This window comes from Spirosoma humi, from assembly GCF_054776575.1.
On sequence record NZ_BAAHBR010000004.1, the window covers coordinates 169810 to 187727 of the forward strand.

The window sequence follows — 17918 nt, forward strand, 5'->3', positions numbered from 1 at the left end:
CACCTTTCTTCACTAAGCATGAGTTTTTTAACGAGTATCAGAAAAAAATACGGCGACGGCAATTATGACGGCGATCAGTTTGGTGGAGCCGGTGGCCATGATGGTAGCGGCACGCCGGAAAATAATCCCTCGAATTTCATGTTTGCTACTGGTATCGAGTGTTCTTATCCTACCATTCAGAAGGGGAAAGTTCGCCGGGATCTATTGCGTGAATGCGGCCACTATGATCGTTGGAAAGAAGATTTGGGGTTGGTAAAAGAGATGGGGCTAAATTTCCTGCGCTATGGCCTTCCTTACTATAGTATCCATAAGGCACCGGGTAAATACGACTGGAGTTTCGCCGATGAGGTCATGGGCGAAATCAAACGCCTGGGTATCACGCCGATTCTTGACCTGATGCACTTTGGCGTTCCGGACTGGATCGAGAACTTCCAGAATCCTGAGCTACCCATTCATTTTGCCGATTATGCCGCTGCGGTCGCCGAACGCTATCCGTGGGTACGCTTTTACACCCCCGTCAACGAGATTTACGTGACAGCCCGAATCAGCGCCAAAGACGGCGTCTGGAACGAGCAACTAAAAACCGATAAGGGGTTTGTTACGGCCATAAAGCATTGTGCAGCAGCCAGCATCATGGCGAATCAGCAAATTGCCAAACGCCGGAACGACTGCGTGATTGTGCAGAGCGAAAGCGCTGAGTTCACGCATGAGCTATACGCAAAACCTTCGCCACAGATAACCCTTGAGAATGAACTGCGCTTCTTGTCACTGGATCTGCTGTATGCCAATTCGCCATCGGCTACGGTTGGTATGTACCTGCTGGACAATGGCATGACCCGTAAAGAGTACGACTGGTTTATGGCGGGTAAACCACCGGGCTACCAGATCATGGGCAACGATTACTATGGTCGGAACGAGCGTATTCGGCTGGCCGATGGCACCATTCAAATATCGATGGATGTACTGGGTTGGTACGAAATCACCAAGGACTATTACGAGCGCTATCGAATGCCGGTCATGCACACAGAAACCAACGTCTTTGAGGCCGATCAGGCATCGATATGGCTCAACAAACAATGGGTTGGCGTCATGAAAATGCGCCGGGACGGAGTCCCTGTGATGGGCTTTACCTGGTATAGCCTGATTGATCAGGTAGACTGGGATACACAATTGGGCGAACTAAACAATCGGGTAAACGAGTGTGGGTTGTATGATATGAACCGGAAGCCCCGTCCTGTAGCCGAAGCCTACAAGAGTCTGCTGAAAGAGTTTGGCCAGATTACTATCGTACCGCACGGTGAAGTACTCGAATTGACCGACCGACCCGCTCGCCTAAAAGTCCAGGTATAATGAAATACAACGTTAACGGCGTTAACCTCAACATACTGGAGAAAGGGCAAGGCCCGGTAACACTCCTCTTCCTGCATTATTTTGGTGGCTCGGCTCTAGAGTGGCAATCGGTCATGAGCGCGTTGGCCGATCAATACCGATGCATTGCGGTTGATCTGCGCGGGCACGGCGATTCGGACGCTCCGGAAACCGGTTACTCGGTCGATAATATGGCCGACGACATTGTTGGCTTGATCAACTCGTCAGGCATTCGGGACTTCGTGTTGATAGGCCATTCGATGAGCGGCAAAGTGGCCCTGGCGTTGGCCGCCCGCCAGCCCAGCGGGCTTCTGTCGCTGGTGCTGGTGTCGCCGTCGCCCCCGGTACCGGAACCTATTCCAGACGATGAACGACAAAAGCTATTAGAAGGACAGGGCCAACGCTCGGCGGCCGAACATACGCTTAAGAACATCACCGAAGCACCCGTTTCGAAAGTTGTCCGGGAGCAGATTATCGCTGACGACTTACGAACAGCCAAATCGGCCTGGGATGCCTGGCTACTGGAAGGCAGCAAAGAAAACATCGCAGACCGCATGTCGGCCATTAGCGTCCCGGTTTATATCATCGTCGGGGCTGAAGACCGGGCGTTGCCGCCCAATGTGCAGCATCAAATGGTTTTGCCTTATCTAAAAAACGTTTCAGTCGATACGATCGAGAAAGCCGGGCACCTGCTGCCGTGGGAAGTTCCGGCTCAATTGACTGCATTTATCAAGAAAAAATTAAATCTACTTGTTCAAGACAAAACAAACGTTTTATCTTTGTGCTCCCAGAGCGGGGTGTAGCGCAGCCTGGTAGCGCGCTACGTTCGGGACGTAGAGGTCGTGGGTTCGAATCCCGCCACCCCGACACGAAAGTAAAAATGCATAAAGAGATGAATAATTCGGTTAACAACATGATTTGGTGGTGGCACTCTTCTCAACAGGGATGAGGTTGCCGCTATTGTTGTTTATCAACAAATATACAAAGGCTCACCGCATCCCGGTGAGCCTTATTTTTTTGCCCATTTTTCCATCGTTCCAGATAACAGAAAATGACTACAGCCCCTACTCCTACCACCTACCGCGTTGTCAGCCGGCACAAACGAATGCTGGCCGACATTATCACACCGGTCAGCATTTACTTACGCATTCGAGACCGTTTCCTGAATAGTATTCTGCTGGAAAGCTCTGATTATCACAGCAACGATAATAGTTTCTCCTATATCGCATTCGACCCCGTTGCCAGTTTCTCTTACGAGTCCGGCCTGTTAACGATTCGAATGCCGGGTGAGCACGAGCAGACAAGTGAATTACCGCAACAGGCTATGCTGGATGCTCTTCAAGCGTTTAAAGATCGGTTTAAGCACGAGAAAGCGCCTTTCCCATTCATAACCAACGGCCTTTTCGGCTACTTCGGTTATCAGGCGGTACAGAGTTTCGAAGACATTTCCCTCCACGCGCCAGTCCCGGTTGAAAACCAGATTCCAGCAGCGGTCTTCACCATTTACCGGTACGTTCTGGCAATCAACCATTTTAAAGACGAACTGTACTTATTTGAGCACAGCTACCTGCCTATCGACCAGGCAGGTCTGCACGATGATGAAAGTCAATCCGAGAGCACGTTAGACTATATCAGTGATTTGATTACGGGTCGTAATTACCCAACCTACTCGTTCAGTCCGGCGGGGCCGGAGCAATCGAACTTCACGGATGATGAGTTCAGGGGTGTCATTCAAAAGGGAAAAGACCACTGCCAGCGAGGTGATGTTTTTCAGATTGTTCTGTCACGTCGGTTTTCTACACCCTTCGTTGGTGACGAATTCAATGTGTATCGGGCATTGCGTTCGCTGAACCCCTCTCCTTACCTGTTTTACTTCGATTATGGCAACTATAAACTATTCGGTTCTTCGCCCGAGTCTCAGATCGTTGTTAAAAATCGTCAGGCGACCATTTACCCCATTGCGGGTACCTTCCGGCGTACGGGCGACGATATCCGTGACGCCGAACTCGCCCAGAAACTATACGATGACCCCAAAGAATCGGCCGAACACGTTATGCTGGTCGACCTGGCTCGTAATGACCTGAGCCGGAATTGCGACGTAGTACACGTGGAAACGTTCAAAGAAGTACAGTATTACTCGCACGTTATTCACCTAGTCTCGAAAGTGGTCGGTGACTTAACCGAAACGGCTGACCCACTTCAGATCGTGGCCGAAACATTCCCGGCCGGAACCCTGTCCGGGGCCCCCAAGCACAACGCTATGCAACTGATCGACCGGTACGAAAACATAAGCCGCAGTTTCTACGCAGGCAGCATCGGCTATATGGGTTTCGATGGTGAGTTCAACCATTGCATCATGATTCGCACGTTTATGAGCAAAGACAATACGCTCTACTACCAGGCGGGTGCTGGTGTCGTAGCGAAGTCGGTTGTCGAAAGCGAATTACAGGAAGTTCACAACAAGCTGGCCGCGCTACGAACGGCTATTGACCAAGCGAAAACGATTTAGTATCAGGAGCGAAGAAGGCTGGCGCGTCACCAACAAACATGCATCAGCCCTCCTCACTCCTCACTCCTTAAAAATATGAAACTACTAGTCTTAGATAATTACGATTCGTTCACATACAACCTCGTCTATATTCTCCGGGAGTTGGGGCATCGGCCCGATGTCGTCAGGAACGACAAAATCGCGCTCGATGCGGTTGGCCAATATGATAAAATCATGTTTTCGCCGGGGCCGGGCATCCCTTCCGAAGCGGGTATCATGCAGGATTTAGTGCGTGAATACGGTTCCACGAAGAGCATTCTAGGCATTTGCCTGGGGCACCAGGGCATTGGCGAAGTATACGGCGCAACCCTCGAAAACCTGGGCGATGTATTGCACGGTGTCGCCCACAAAGCGGCCGTTGTCGATCGTTCAGAATCGATTTTTGCCAATATCCCCGACGAGCTGACTGTTGGTCGGTATCACTCCTGGACGGTCGTTCCGGATTCGATGCCCACCGATTTACGCACAACGGCCGTGGATGAGCAGGGGCGCATTATGGCCCTGTCGCACACGCGCTTTGACGTAAAAGGCCTGCAATTCCATCCGGAGTCGGTTTTGACAGAGAATGGGGTCAAGATGATTCAGAATTGGTTGGCCACGTAGAGACGCTATGCGTCTCTCACTTGCGTCAGCAACGGTTCGCGCCAGGCAAAACTGCTGGGTCAAAAGACGCAAGTATGCGTCTCTACATAGAAATAAATCCAATGAAAGCCATTCTAAATCACCTTTTTGAATACAAGTCACTCACCAAAGATCAGTCGCGGGATGTCTTGCTGGGTATTGGCCGGGGCGAGTATAACCCGGCCCAGATCGCTTCATTCCTAACGGTTTACATGATGCGGAGCCTGCGCCTGGAAGAGCTCGAAGGCTTCCGGGATGCGATGCTCGAACTCTGCCTGCCCGTTGATCTGGATGCATACGATCCGATGGACCTCTGCGGCACGGGGGGCGACGGTAAAGATACCTTCAACATTTCCACCCTCTCGTCTTTTATCGTTGCGGGAGCCGGTCAGCGCGTTGCCAAACATGGGAATCATGGAGTCTCGTCACTGGTTGGCTCCTCGACGGTTATGGAACGACTTGGGTATCGGTTTACCAACGATGTAGGCGAGTTACAGCGCAAAATGGATACGGCGGGCATTTGTTTTCTCCATGCCCCCCTGTTTCATCCGGCTATGAAAAACGTGGCCCCCATTCGGCGCGACCTGGGTGTGAAAACATTTTTCAATGTTCTCGGCCCCATGATCAATCCGGCAAAGCCTGCTAAACAGCTGGTTGGCGTGTTTAATCTTGAATTGGCGCGATTATATGCGTACCTTTATCAGCAAACCGATAAGCGGTTTATGATTCTGCATACCCTGGATGGGTACGACGAGATTTCACTGACGGGCGCGTTCAAAGTTATCAGCAACACGAGCGAGCAAGTCCTTGAGCCAGAGCACTTAGGATTAGATATCCTAACTCCTGAATCGCTGGCGGGCGGGCACACGTTAGATGAGTCGGCGCAGATATTTTTGAACGTGTTGAATGACGAATCCACGCCGGCCCAAAAGCAGGCCGTTTTAGCCAACTCAGCAATGGCTCTGCTGGCTGCCGGCAAAGCCGAAACTCGTGAAGAAGCCGTTGCCATGGCGCGCGAGTCGTTGGAAAGCAAACGGGCGTTAGCGTGTTTTAAGAAGTTGATAGCATGACGATTCTCGACGAAATTATTGCCCAAAAGCGCATTGAAGTAGACCAGCGTAAAGCGGAAACGCCCGTGTCGGTGCTGGAACAACTCCCCGACTTTAAACGGATATGTCTGTCATCGCGGGATGCGGTGCAGGATTTACACTCGACAGGCATCATTGCCGAGTTCAAGCGCAAGTCGCCCTCCAAAGGTATTATCAACGATCAGGCCGACATCGTCACGACGACCCAGGGCTATGTGAAAGCAGGTGCCGCCGTGCTGTCCGTTCTGACCGATGAGCCGTTTTTCGGGGGTACCCCCGCCGATTTACAGGCCGCCCGACTGGCCAATCCTGGGACGCCCATTCTTCGTAAAGACTTTGTCATCGATCGTTATCAATTGATCGAAGCGAAAGCCTGGGGTGCCGATCTGGTTCTGCTCATTGCCTCCTGCCTGACACCTGAGGAGATAGCCGAACTAAGCCTTCAGGCCCACGACTTGAGCCTGCAGGTATTGCTTGAAGTACACGACGAAGAGGAGCTGGACCGGTCATTGACGTACAATATTGATCTGGTGGGTGTCAATAATCGTGACCTCAAAACCTTTACGACTTCCATCGATACGTCGCTGCGGCTGGTAGAAAAGATTCCGGACAACTTTGCCAAAATTACCGAAAGTGGTCTGCACAATGCCGATACCATGTTAACGCTATTCCGGGCAGGTTTTGACGGGTTTCTCATTGGCGAAGCGTTTATGAAAACGGACGATCCGGCAAAAGCGCTGGCCAACTTAGTTACTCAATACTCCATCAATAATACGCTATCAATTTAACTTGTACAGCCATGAAAATCAAAGTGTGCGGTCTGCGTGATGCCGACAACCTGAAAGAGATTGCCGCCCTTGGTCCTGACTTTGTTGGATTCATTTTCTACGATCAGTCACCCCGCTTTGTTGGCGAAGAGTTAGCTGTTGATGTGGTAAAAGGGCTCCCCCGTTCTATTCGGAAAGTGGGCGTATTCGTAAACGCCAGCCCGGATTTGATTCTACGCTCCGTTAAGAAATACGATTTCCAATACGTGCAGTTGCACGGCAATGAAACGCCGGAATACTGCCGGAGCCTGCGCAACCGGGGCATTAACATCATCAAGGCGTTTCGGGTCGATGAGTCGTTCAACTTTTCGATGCTGAACAACTTCAAAGCCCAGTGCGACTTCTTTCTGTTCGATGCCAAAGGGGATCAACCCGGTGGTAACGGACATACCTTCGACTGGAGCATTCTGAGCCGGTATGATAACGAGAAGCCATTTTTTATCAGCGGTGGTATCGGCCTCGACAACCTCGACCAGTTAGCGGCCTTAAAAGGGATGAAGTTATACGGTGTAGACGTAAACAGTCAGGTTGAACTATCGCCCGGTGTAAAAGACGTGACCAAGGTAAAAGAACTCATCACCCGGCTTCGGCCCGTTGAAGAAGAGGAAGCCGTGTAATGATCTGGCAAGTTATCCTGTTACGCTACTAAACAACGATGCTGATGGAAACGACGAGAGAACGAGAATTAGAGCACATTCCAACTATCGAGGAGCAGGGCTCAAGCATATATAAACCCGAAGATATAAAACGCTGGGGCGTTGAACGTTTCCTGGATGCTGTTTCTCCAAAAGAGCCATTTCAATTCGGAATTGAGTTCACAGAGGAAGAAAACAGACGTATGGATGACATATTGGAAGCAGAGAAAGATCGTAAATGATATTTGATACGAACCTGTTAATTAGTGCAATACGTAAAGATATACGCGTTAGCAACCGCTTAATTATTCCTATAATCGTGGTTGGCGAATTAGAAGCATTCTCGCTAAAATCAGATTGGGGAGTACAGAAGGTTAACCGGATGAAACACCTGTTCCAAGCATATCCTATTGTCGACATTACGCTGCCGATCACTAAACTATATGCCCAGGTCGATGCATTTAGTCAAGACAAGTTACAGGAAATGCGACTCAACTCTTCTGCCCGAAACATGGGCAAAAATGATATTTGGATTGCAGCTACCGCCCTGTACTTGGATATGGAATTACATACTAACGACAATGACTTCGACCGCGCGGGCGGCCCCGCACCTTCTAGCGTTAGGCTTACGATTAATAAAGCATTAGTACCATGCAAACCACTCTTGACCCACAAACCTCGTTTGAGGTATCGAATAAAGGCTTTTATGGCCACTTCGGTGGAGCGTTCATTCCTGAAATGCTTTACCCGAATGTCGAAGAATTACGGCAGAATTATCTGAATATCATTGCGGACCCTGCCTTTCAGGCCGAGTTCTGGCAATTGCTTGACGATTATGTTGGTCGGCCAACGCCTTTATTTCTGGCGAAACGCCTGTCGGCTCACATCGGGGCCACAGTTTACCTCAAGCGCGAAGACCTTTGCCATACCGGAGCGCACAAAATAAACAATACCATTGGCCAGATTCTGGTGGCTCAGCGATTGGGCAAGAAGCGCATTGTGGCCGAAACGGGTGCTGGTCAGCATGGGGTAGCAACGGCAACGGTCTGCGCGCTGATGGGCCTGGAGTGTATTGTCTACATGGGTAGCATCGATATGGAACGCCAGAAACCCAACGTCGACCGGATGCGAATGCTGGGGGCTACGGTTGTTCCGGCAACGTCGGGCAGCCAAACCCTAAAAGATGCCACCAACGAAGCGATGCGTCATTGGATTAACAACCCGGTCGATACGCACTATATCATTGGCTCGGTAGTGGGTCCACACCCTTATCCAGACATGGTGGCCCGATTCCAGTCGGTTATCTCAGAGGAAGTTAAAAAGCAATTGTTCGCCAAAACGGGCAGCGAAAATCCCGATTATATGGTGGCTTGTGTGGGCGGAGGCAGCAATGCCGCCGGAGCGTTCTACCATTACCTGAACGAACCATCCGTTCGGCTGGTCGCAGCCGAAGCCGCTGGTCAGGGAGTTAGTTCGGGGCATTCTGCCGCTACGACCGCTCTTGGCAAGCCTGGTGTGCTGCACGGAAGCCGCACGATTTTGATGCAGACGGATGATGGACAGGTAACGGAGCCATACTCTATTTCGGCGGGTCTTGATTATCCGGGTATTGGCCCGCTGCACGCCCACCTGTTCGAATCGGGACGGGGCGACTTTTACGCCATTACGGATGATGAAGCGTTACAGGCCGGTTTTCAACTGAGCAAACTCGAAGGCATCATTCCAGCCCTGGAAACAGCGCACGCACTGGCCGCCCTTGAGAAGATGAATCTCAACGCAAGCGATGTAGTCGTGGTGTGCCTGTCAGGCCGTGGGGATAAAGATTTAAGCACGTATTCAAAGTTTCTGTAGAGCGGGTGGAAATCCACAGGCTGCCTTTTAAAGCGGGTTTCTACCTGCATTATCAATGATTCAATCCCTAACCCAGCAACAACCGGTCGAGATGGCCGGGGCTACTGCTAACCGGATCACCAGCCTCTTCGCAGAAAAAAGCGAGCGGCTATTGAATGTGTATTTTACCGCCGGATACCCAAATCTAGACGACACAACGACCATTCTGCGCGGGTTGCAGGAAGCTGGCGTCGATCTGGTCGAAATTGGCATGCCCTACTCCGATCCCGTTGCGGATGGTGAAACCATTCAGCAAAGCAACGAACAGGCTCTCAACAATGGCATGTCGCTTAAAACGCTCTTTGCTCAGTTGGCCGGTTGCCGGACCGATGCCACAAGCCCAATCACCGTGCCCATTCTCTTAATGGGCTATATCAATCCTGTACTTCAATTCGGAGTTGAAAACTTTTGTCGGAAGTGCCGGGAAGTGGGCATTGATGGGGTTATTTTGCCCGATTTGCCACTGGACCTGTTTCTGGATGAATACGCATCGACCTTCCGGCAGTATGGCATTCTCAATGTCAATCTGATTACGCCCCAAACGGCCGAGGCCCGTATTCGACTCATTGATGCGGAATCGGATGGGTTTATTTATATGGTTTCGTCAGCCAGCATAACGGGTTCTGTGAAAGGCGTAAGTAACAGTATGAAAGCATATTTCGAACGGATTCAGGAGATGAACCTGCGCAATCCGCGCCTGATTGGCTTTGGTATCAACAACCATGAAACCTTCGATACAGCTAGCCAGTACGCCAACGGGGCCATTGTCGGCAGTGCGTTTATCCGGCATTTGGCCGAGAAAGGAACATCGGCCGAGAGCATCCGGGCGTTTGTAGAAACGATTCGGTCCTAACGACTACCTTTGCGGCATGAATCCCGAGATTAATTTTGATAAGTCCCCCGACGGTCTCATTCCGGCCGTAATTCAGGATGCCGAAACCGGCAAAGTTCTGATGCTGGGTTATATGAACCGTGAGGCTTACGATAAAACCGTTGCCGAACAGGTAGTCACGTTTTTTAGCCGAAGCAAGCAGCGGCTCTGGACCAAGGGCGAAACATCCAGTAATTTCCTGCATGTTCGGGAAATCCTGATCGACTGCGACGGTGACACGCTGTTAATTAAATCGGCTCCCGACGGCCCAACCTGTCATACCGGCGCGGACACCTGCTTCGATGAGGTAAATCAGGGAAAGGGTCAATTTCTTAACTATCTGCAAAACATCATTCACGACCGGAAGATAAACCCATCCGAAAAGTCGTATACGACAAGCCTGTTTGGGCGGGGTGTAAACAAGATTGCCCAGAAAGTTGGCGAAGAAGCCGTCGAGCTGGTTATTGAAGCCAAAGATGATAACGACGACCTGTTCAAAGGAGAAGCAGCTGACTTATTGTTTCATTTTCTGGTCCTGCTGGAACAGAAAAATATGAATTTAGACGATATTGTCGCCGTGTTGCAGACACGTCACGTCAAACAATAGAATCGGGTTTCATGTTCAAGATTCCGTGTTCCCTGTTAAACGTAGGCGATTCTGCCGCAGGTAGCATTCATCATTGACCATTTAAACCGATCATTTATGGGACTCATTATCCGTATTCTTATCAGTGCCGTAGCCGTTTGGGTAGCCGCCTACTTTGTTCCGGGTGTTTCTGTATCGGGTGGTCCAGGCACGTACCTGATCATTGCCATCGTGCTGGGCTTTCTGAACGCCTTTATCAAGCCTATTCTTACGGTGCTGACCATTCCGATTACCATTATTACACTAGGCCTGTTCTTGTTGGTTCTTAACGTATTAATGGTTTACCTAACGGCTTATCTGATTCCTAATTTTCACGTTACGGGCTTTATTGCCGCGTTGCTTTTCAGTATTGTCGTTTCCATTGTAACGGCACTGATCGACGCCATTGTGTAACGTAGATGCCAATAGTCAAAATTAATAAGCGCCGTATCTCAGGATATGGCGCTTGTCATTTAATGCTTACCCTAAATCAACTTCCATGACATTCATTGAGACGCCCAACGCTCCTGTGCCGGGTGGGCATTATTCCCAGGCCGTTGTTCATAATGGGCAGCTTTATTTGTCGGGTATTTTGCCTATTACGACAACCGGCGAGAAACTAAGTACGGCTCCTATTGCAGAACAAACAGAACAGATTCTGGCCAATCTCGACGCCATTCTACAGGCGGCCGGTAGCCAGCGCGGCAAGGTTCTGAAAGTAACCGTTTTCATTTCAGACATCTCTGCCTGGGCCACGGTCAATCAAGTCTATGCCCGTTTTTTTGGCGACCACCGGCCTGCCCGCTCTGTTGTGCCCTGCTCACCGCTACACTACGGCTTCGGGATTGAATTAGAAGCTATCGCCGTAGTGTAACCTGGAGCGTTCGGGCTACTTTACGTTCACCCGCTCACCGGCAGAATGGGCCGAGAACTCAGGTGCGTAGAAACACTGAACCGTAGCGACACCCGCCGAGAAGTCGCCGGTTTGGGCAACCCGCAGGTCGTATTCGAACACGTGTGTGCCAACAGGCAAATAGCTTAAAAAGAAGTCCGTACTGGCATCACGGGGGGACTCATAATACCCCAGACCATTCTGGTATTTATAACCTGACAGAGCTGCTACCGGCTCAAACCCCGACGCCCGACCATCTTTCAGGTGAACATACTCCATAGCGCGGTCATTTTTAAGTATAAGCCGCACTTTGATCAGATCGCCCGGTTTAATTGCCGATTCCGATGATACAGGTGTAATAACCGGGCCACCCGGCGAGTCGTGCTGCACATAAAGTGTTTTCTGAACGGATAAGCCTGCACTACCCGGCACTACCCGGTCGAGGGGTTCAAAGTGTTGCCAGTATAGGGCACCCCAGGCGGGCCCATCACCCGTTTTCGAGATCTGAATCGTCCCCATCTCCGGCTTGATTTCACTGGCCGCATACGTCACTTTCTGATAACCTGTGATGGCATCTGATTTTGTCACGCGGCTTTCAATGGATTGCCCGCCCAGGCTTACGCGTGTGTTTACACCCGTACCAAGCCAATCGCTCCCCCGCAGCAAGAGTGCATAAACGGCTTCTGTAGTGGCTTTGGTCGATGACCATGACTGCGTTTGTTTCTGCCGCAGTAACCAGCGTTTCATGTTATCGACTAAAGCCCGATCCTGCTTGATTTCGTCAAACGCTTCGATCAGATATGCCTGCGTTTCAATGGGTGTTTGGTACCAATACAACCCGCTCTGGTTTTCGGGCCAATACATACCCAACTCTTCAGACTCCCGCGCCCGCTCCTGCAGCGAACGCAGAATACCCTCTGCCGTTTTGGTATCACCGAAGCGATTAAGCGCCATGGCTGCCAGAGCCTGTCCTTGCAGGCTTTGATTTAACCAATCGTCAGCTACCCGTTGCTTCAGATAGGTTAGTACGGCTTTGTCGATGGGCGTATTCAGGTAGAAACTACGGGCATACAGATACTGTATGGCGGAAAAATACCACGGCCCAACTACTTTTCCTTTCTTTTGTCCATCAACCTTCTTCTGCTCCGTGAACCATTGTTTCATTTCTGCGTCGGCGTATTGGATAGCGTGGGTTTGCATTTCGGTCAAGTTCGCTTGTAGCTCAGCCGGGAATTGAACCCCCAGCTTCTGCAAATGACCCAGTCCACTCAGGATGTGCAACGTTATGGACAGGTTGGGCTCCATGCCACCAAACCACCGAAAACCACCCCCGGCTGGAGTGCCGCTCTCCGTTTGTAGCTGTTTTAATTTTTCAAACGCCTGCACCTGTTCGCTTTCCATACGATTCACGTCCAGCAACTGGCCTAGTTTTGCCTGCCGATCTGCCTCAGATCGAGCATCAGCCAACCAGGGCGAGTTCTCTAAAGTCACGGCTTTCAGTTCCTCATTCGACTGAAGCGGGCCTGTCGGTGGTGTTTTCTGCCACTCAGCAATTACCTGTCTGAAAGCAGGTTTGCTAGTGACGATGTGCGTAGCCAGGCTATTCGCATACAATCGGCTGAATAACTGCTCAGCGCATTCGTAACGGTATTCCATCAGATACGGCAGCGATTGCAACGCATACCAGCCTGGGTTACTCGTTACCTCTACCGTGAGCCGTTCGTGTTGCACAGGCAATTCAGGAGATAGATTCGTCAGTTCCTTCAATTTAAATTCCTTTGTTTCCGTTGTACGCGGCCCCGACCCATTTACCCAGAATGGTTTGGTATCGGTAACCAGCATTCGGTTCGGCAGAATCGGAATGGTGAACTCTTCGCCATCCGTAAACAGCCCCGACTGCGCCGTCAGTCGGCAGGTTATGGCTTCCAGACCCATCGGAACAACCAGTGTCCAGCCAACAGCCTGCCCGGCCCCCGGCGCTACGTTGACCGTTGATTGCAGGGTTGCTTTTGTTAGTTTCTGATTGATGGGCTCACCCGTTAGAGCATCGAGCAACGAAAGGCTTGCCAGCACAGGCAGCGTTTTTTCACTGAGATTATTCACCCGGGCCGTTAGCCGAATGGTATCGCCTTCGCGCAGGAAACGGGGTGCGTTGGCCGTTATCATCAATTCTTTCTGCGTGATAATTTCTCGTTCCAGCGTACCCATTTTCAGGTCTTTTGTGTGTGCGAATGCCAGCAGCCGCCAGCGCGTGAGAGCTTCCGGCATGGTGAATTTCAGAACAACCCGCCCCTCTTTATCCGTTTGAGCCTGTGGGATGAAAAAAGCCGTTTCGTTGAAATTACGCCGGGGGTTCGGATCCTGAGTTGGCTGGGATTTCGGGTTAGCCTGTGACTCAGCGGCAGCAGCCTCTCGCTGTTCTCCTCCCCCCTGTTGATTGGCCGCGGCATCCTGCATGGGTGCGGCCATTTTAGCAACGGCCCCGGTTACACTACGTCGCATTTCGGTACCGTATCCAGTCACAACGACCTCGCTAAGGGCTAGTGCATCAGGCATAAGCTGGAATGAGGCTGATTTTTGTTTGAGAACACCTTCATTCGTTATATAACCAACTGTCGAAAAAACCAATGTTACTTCTTTCGAGAGCGATTGAACCGTTAATGAAAACTGGCCCTTTGCGTCTGACAATGTCCCTGTTGTTGTCTCTTTTATGAATACGCTAACGGCCGGCACGGCCGATCCATCTTTGCGTTTCATTGTCCCACTAATCACATTCCCCACCCGACGGACGGCTATCCGTATAGCGTCGCCCGATACACCAAATGGGCCAATAGGTATGTGCGTAAATGGACGACTCCCACGAGGGGAAAACCGGTAGCCTAGCCACCCTAGCCTATCATACCGACGGCCAGGCAGAGGTGCTTCAGGCCGATAATGATGGAACAGCGCACTACTACCTAAGGCATTGAAGCTGCTGGTCTGCCAGCCATAAAAATTGGTTTGATACAATTGATAAAGCGATGTGGGCCAGTCGAGCCGGTCAAACGCATCCAGCGAAGCATCGTAAAGCGTAGCAACCAGTTCCGCGGGTTTCTTGTCCAGACCACGGATGGTTAATGTCCATTCTTCACGTTCGCCGGGTTTAAGCTTGCTTCGAAACGTTTTTGTTTCGATGGTGAGCTGCTTGTTGGTAAAGGGTACCGTAACGGTCTGCGATTCCTGATACAGACGTCCGTTCTGAATCATGGCAAAATGGACGGCAAAGCCACCCCGTTGTTTCTCCGTGACTGGCAAAGCTACACGCCGGGGGCGTCCCTCGGTCTTTAGCCATTCCTGCCGTACAACTTTCTGATTTTCCTCAACCGTCATCAACACCCAGCCCGGCTGACGTGTGCCTACCCAGAAGATAGCCTCTTCGCCCGGTTCGGCGGTGGCCTTACGCACCTGTACCCACCTATCGGACCGGGCCGAGGCTACCGGCTGGTTGTCATCTACAACCGCGAAAAAAGCGCGCTCGGTTGTGGTTTCTCCCAACGAATCGACAACCGTTAACTCGGCCACGTATTCTCCCGGAACGTATCGGCTTATATCCGGCTTGATCAGCGAATCGATAGGCGCGTTGATCGACTGCTGCTGAACGAGCTCTCCTTTGGGCCAGGTGCTGGGCTCCATTTCTTTGGCATACAGATCGTTGGGAAATAATTTCTCAAATTCTGCCCGACTCAGCAATTGCCTGTCGGGGCGAGCCCATAATCTATTCCGTAAGGGGCGGCTGGGTGGTTGCAGCCGATGCACCGTCAACTGTCCTTTGGCTGTAACTTTTTCGCCCGATTGATTCGTAATTTTTATCGGGAAAGAAACCGGCTCATCCTTTTCTATCTGCTCAGGAATGGCCAAGCTTACCTGCAAGGCCGAATAGCCTATGGCAAGCGTTTGAGCCGCACTGCGCGTTTCGCCCGCCTTATCCGTTACATCGATGGTTATATCGAACTCAAAAACGGGGTTATCCTGACGTGATTTCTCCAGGTCGGGCGTAGCCGGGAAAGCGATACGAATTGCCCCCTGAGCATCCGTCTGTGCGGTTCCGTTGGTAATCTCGCTCTGGTTTGTGTTGTAGGCGATCCGACTCCAAGAGTACCGATCCCACCGTTGCCGGACTTTACGCGTTACCCGATAGCGAACGGCCGCCCCATCGACAACCGCCCCCGAAAATGTCCTGGCCAGCGCCGTTATCGTTACCGTATTACCTAGTTTGAAGGATTGTTTTATTGGATCGACCTTAACTTCAAACGTGGGCCGCTTATACTCTTCGACCCGTATGCTGGCACCGCCATGGCTGGTTTGAATACTCATTGTGCCTGTTAGCCGACCCGTGGGCGCGGTAAACGTAGCCGAGACCGTACCGAATTCGTTGGTCCTGAGCGTTTGTTGAGCAACACGTTCCCCATTTTGATCGAGCAGTTCAAGAGCAACCTCCTCGTTGGCAACAACGGCAAACTGATTTGCTTTACCGTTGTACAGCAAGCCCTTTACGTAGATCAGCTGGCCGGGTCGGTAAATCGCCCGATCCGTAAACAGTTTGGCGTAGGTCTGGGGCTGTTCAATTTCCGCCCGATTAGTATACCGATAATAATACTGGGCGTCCGAAAGCAGCGTATCCGTACCCGACGTGATCAGGTATTGGAAATTGGCTTGGGTAGGCAAAGCACTTGCCGGAATTTTCAGGCGGCCATCGGTATCGGTTTGGCTGGCATTGGGGTTGTTGAGCGCACCGAATGACTGGGTATTCACCAACGTTACCGATGCTTTCTTCACCGGCTCACCAGAAAGTCGGTTAGTCACATAAATCAGTTGGCTCGATTCCGTATTGTTGCCAGGCAAGGCGATATAACCAAGATTAGACACCGTAAACGTTGTATGCTGGACTAGCTCTGACTCCAGTTGGAATCTCTCTTCATTCGTAGCCAGCAACACATAGTGCCCCATAGGTAAACCCGCTATGGGCATTTCTACAGCATGCCGATTCAGGTCGCCATCGTTGGGCATCGTCACTGATTTTTCCAGAACGACGGGGCGTTTCAGAAGCGCACTAAAAAACTTCTTCTGGTTTTCCTCGCTAGTTCTACTCCGATAAGCCTGCAACTCGGGAACACTGATCTTTATGACCCGGTAAAGTACCTTGCCAATATTCTGATAGTTCACCAACACCCGAAACGGTTGATTGGGCGCATTCACATGTTCCACTTCGAGTGAATAGGACGGTTTGATTAACCGGTCCAGCAATTGACGGGCCTGTCTTGCAGCCAGTGTGGCAGGGAAACGGCGAACCAAATCCTGACAGATATCAGCGGCCTGCTTGTTATTCCAGCGAAACGGATTTGGGCGATCCGGTTCAGCATTGTCGAGCGCGCGAATATCACCACCTTGATTCGATAAAAACAACGCCAGTTGATAGCCATAAACAGCTTCGGCAGGTTGGTTCTTGAACCGAACGATCTGCTTGTCAAGCACCTGCCGGTAGAGGGAATCCTTACCAGGGACGACGCTATTCCGATGCACAAACTGGAGCCGAAGTACATCGACATCCGCTAAAGCGTCGGGCGTTGTATCCAGCAAATGGAAGGTCAGCAACTGCTGATAGAGTTTCAGCGCCTGAAAACGGCCCGATAGCGAATCCCGACTTTGAACGGCTAATTTGGCGAATACATCCGGGCCAGCCAGATAGCCCGGCTGATCAAGATTGAATTTAAAAACCGGTTTCAGCAGATCAGGTTCCGTATTCTGAAAGAAGTCAATGGCCCTGTGCGCCAGTAAATCATAAAGCGTCGGGCGAAGTGGGCGCGCATCAGCATCTCCTTTTTCGAGCAGGACATCATAGGCGGCAACGGGTGTTTTCTGCAACAGTTCACGGGATTCCAGCGATTTCAGGTAAGCGTTTGTTATCGCTTCTATAAGGTGGGGGGCGTCCCAGGTTCTGAAATAGGCGGTTGTATCTGCCGATTTCTCCGGAGTAGTGCCCGTAGGGGTATCGTTGGTTTTACCACTTCCCCTCGGACTCTTTGTCGTCTGGCTGAGTGTCGTCCTGTTGTAAAACTTATAGCGGTTTTGCTGGAAATACTGCCAGTAGATATCCGCCAGAACCGATTGTAAAACGGACTTTGCGGGTTCAGGCGTCTCGGTAATATCGAGTTGAAGGGATTTGACAAGTTCGACATAAGCATCTTCATCGGAATAGCTACGAAAGATCATTCGAGCCATGGCCGCTTTCGCTACCTGCGGGTAATTTTGAGTTGCTTTCGCTTCCTTATAAATTCGATTGGCGATTTGCAGCGATGACTTTGGTAACCCCTTGGATGCCAACGAATCGGCGCGTCGCCAATCGGCGGCATAGGTTGGCTGCGGGCGATTTTGTGCCGACGCAGCCATGGCCATCAGCATAAAGAAAAGAGACAGATAAGCGTTCATGGTGTATAGCCAGGTGAGTCGTTGGGATAGATGAATCTATATCTATTTTTCCACAACAATGGTCACTATGACTCTGATTTGGGAGGAA

General features: G+C 51.0%; 14 protein-coding genes, 1 tRNA gene and 1 pseudogene. 15 read left to right on the forward strand and 1 reads right to left on the reverse strand.

The features are described 5' to 3' along the window. Positions 1–18: 18 nt before the first annotated feature. From ACYU8Y_RS06630 to ACYU8Y_RS06700, 15 genes and pseudogenes are all read left to right on the forward strand, one after another. Positions 19–1350 (forward strand): family 1 glycosylhydrolase, encoded by a 1332-nt coding sequence (locus ACYU8Y_RS06630; protein WP_460935450.1) that lies wholly within the window; start codon positions 19–21, stop codon positions 1348–1350. Further along, positions 1350–2171 (forward strand): alpha/beta fold hydrolase, encoded by an 822-nt coding sequence (locus tag ACYU8Y_RS06635; protein WP_460935452.1) that lies wholly within the window; start codon positions 1350–1352, stop codon positions 2169–2171. The genes ACYU8Y_RS06630 and ACYU8Y_RS06635 overlap by 1 nt, the downstream gene beginning before the upstream one ends. Further along, a tRNA-Pro gene (locus tag ACYU8Y_RS06640) sits at positions 2162–2235 on the forward strand. The genes ACYU8Y_RS06635 and ACYU8Y_RS06640 overlap by 10 nt, the downstream gene beginning before the upstream one ends. 184 nt (positions 2236–2419) lie before the next feature. Beyond that, positions 2420–3877 (forward strand): anthranilate synthase component I family protein, encoded by a 1458-nt coding sequence (locus tag ACYU8Y_RS06645; RefSeq protein ID WP_460935454.1) that lies wholly within the window; start codon positions 2420–2422, stop codon positions 3875–3877. Between the two features lie 75 nt (positions 3878–3952). After that, positions 3953–4519, forward strand: a complete 567-nt coding sequence (locus ACYU8Y_RS06650; RefSeq protein WP_460935456.1) for an anthranilate synthase component II — start codon at positions 3953–3955, stop codon at positions 4517–4519. Between the two features lie 101 nt (positions 4520–4620). Then, positions 4621–5607, forward strand: coding sequence for an anthranilate phosphoribosyltransferase (gene trpD / locus ACYU8Y_RS06655; protein ID WP_460935458.1), 987 nt, complete (start codon positions 4621–4623; stop codon positions 5605–5607). Then, entirely contained in the window at positions 5604–6413 is an 810-nt protein-coding gene (trpC, locus tag ACYU8Y_RS06660; protein ID WP_460935460.1) for an indole-3-glycerol phosphate synthase TrpC, read from the forward strand. Before trpD ends, trpC begins: the two co-directional genes overlap by 4 nt. Before the next feature lie 11 nt (positions 6414–6424). Continuing rightward, positions 6425–7069 carry a phosphoribosylanthranilate isomerase gene (locus ACYU8Y_RS06665; protein ID WP_460935462.1) on the forward strand — a complete coding sequence of 215 codons (645 nt, stop codon included), beginning with the start codon at positions 6425–6427 and terminating at the stop codon, positions 7067–7069. Positions 7070–7113: 44 nt separating this feature from the next. Beyond that, positions 7114–7329 (forward strand): hypothetical protein, encoded by a 216-nt coding sequence (locus tag ACYU8Y_RS06670; protein ID WP_460935464.1) that lies wholly within the window; start codon positions 7114–7116, stop codon positions 7327–7329. Continuing rightward, positions 7326–7628: pseudogene (locus tag ACYU8Y_RS06675) on the forward strand (PIN domain-containing protein); the annotation flags it as partial. The gene ACYU8Y_RS06670 and the pseudogene ACYU8Y_RS06675, both read left to right, overlap by 4 nt. A gap of 110 nt (positions 7629–7738) precedes the next feature. Further along, positions 7739–8938 (forward strand): tryptophan synthase subunit beta, encoded by a 1200-nt coding sequence (trpB, locus tag ACYU8Y_RS06680; protein ID WP_460935466.1) that lies wholly within the window; start codon positions 7739–7741, stop codon positions 8936–8938. A 55-nt stretch (positions 8939–8993) separates the two neighbouring features. Beyond that, a complete protein-coding gene (trpA, locus tag ACYU8Y_RS06685) occupies positions 8994–9830 on the forward strand; it encodes a tryptophan synthase subunit alpha (protein ID WP_460935468.1) in 837 nt (278 codons plus the stop codon). A 16-nt stretch (positions 9831–9846) separates the two neighbouring features. Next, positions 9847–10455: a bifunctional phosphoribosyl-AMP cyclohydrolase/phosphoribosyl-ATP diphosphatase HisIE gene (hisIE, locus tag ACYU8Y_RS06690; RefSeq protein ID WP_460935470.1), complete on the forward strand. Its 609-nt coding sequence runs from the start codon at positions 9847–9849 to the stop codon at positions 10453–10455. Between the two features lie 96 nt (positions 10456–10551). Next, positions 10552–10887: a phage holin family protein gene (locus ACYU8Y_RS06695; RefSeq protein WP_460935472.1), complete on the forward strand. Its 336-nt coding sequence runs from the start codon at positions 10552–10554 to the stop codon at positions 10885–10887. Positions 10888–10972: 85 nt separating this feature from the next. Beyond that, complete coding sequence (locus tag ACYU8Y_RS06700) at positions 10973–11347, forward strand: RidA family protein (protein ID WP_460935474.1); 375 nt, start codon at positions 10973–10975, stop codon at positions 11345–11347. 15 nt (positions 11348–11362) lie between these two features. Here ACYU8Y_RS06700 and ACYU8Y_RS06705 read toward each other — a convergent pair whose 3' ends face one another. After that, positions 11363–17830 (reverse strand): alpha-2-macroglobulin family protein, encoded by a 6468-nt coding sequence (locus tag ACYU8Y_RS06705; RefSeq protein WP_460935476.1) that lies wholly within the window; start codon positions 17828–17830, stop codon positions 11363–11365. Positions 17831–17918: the final 88 nt, after the last annotated feature.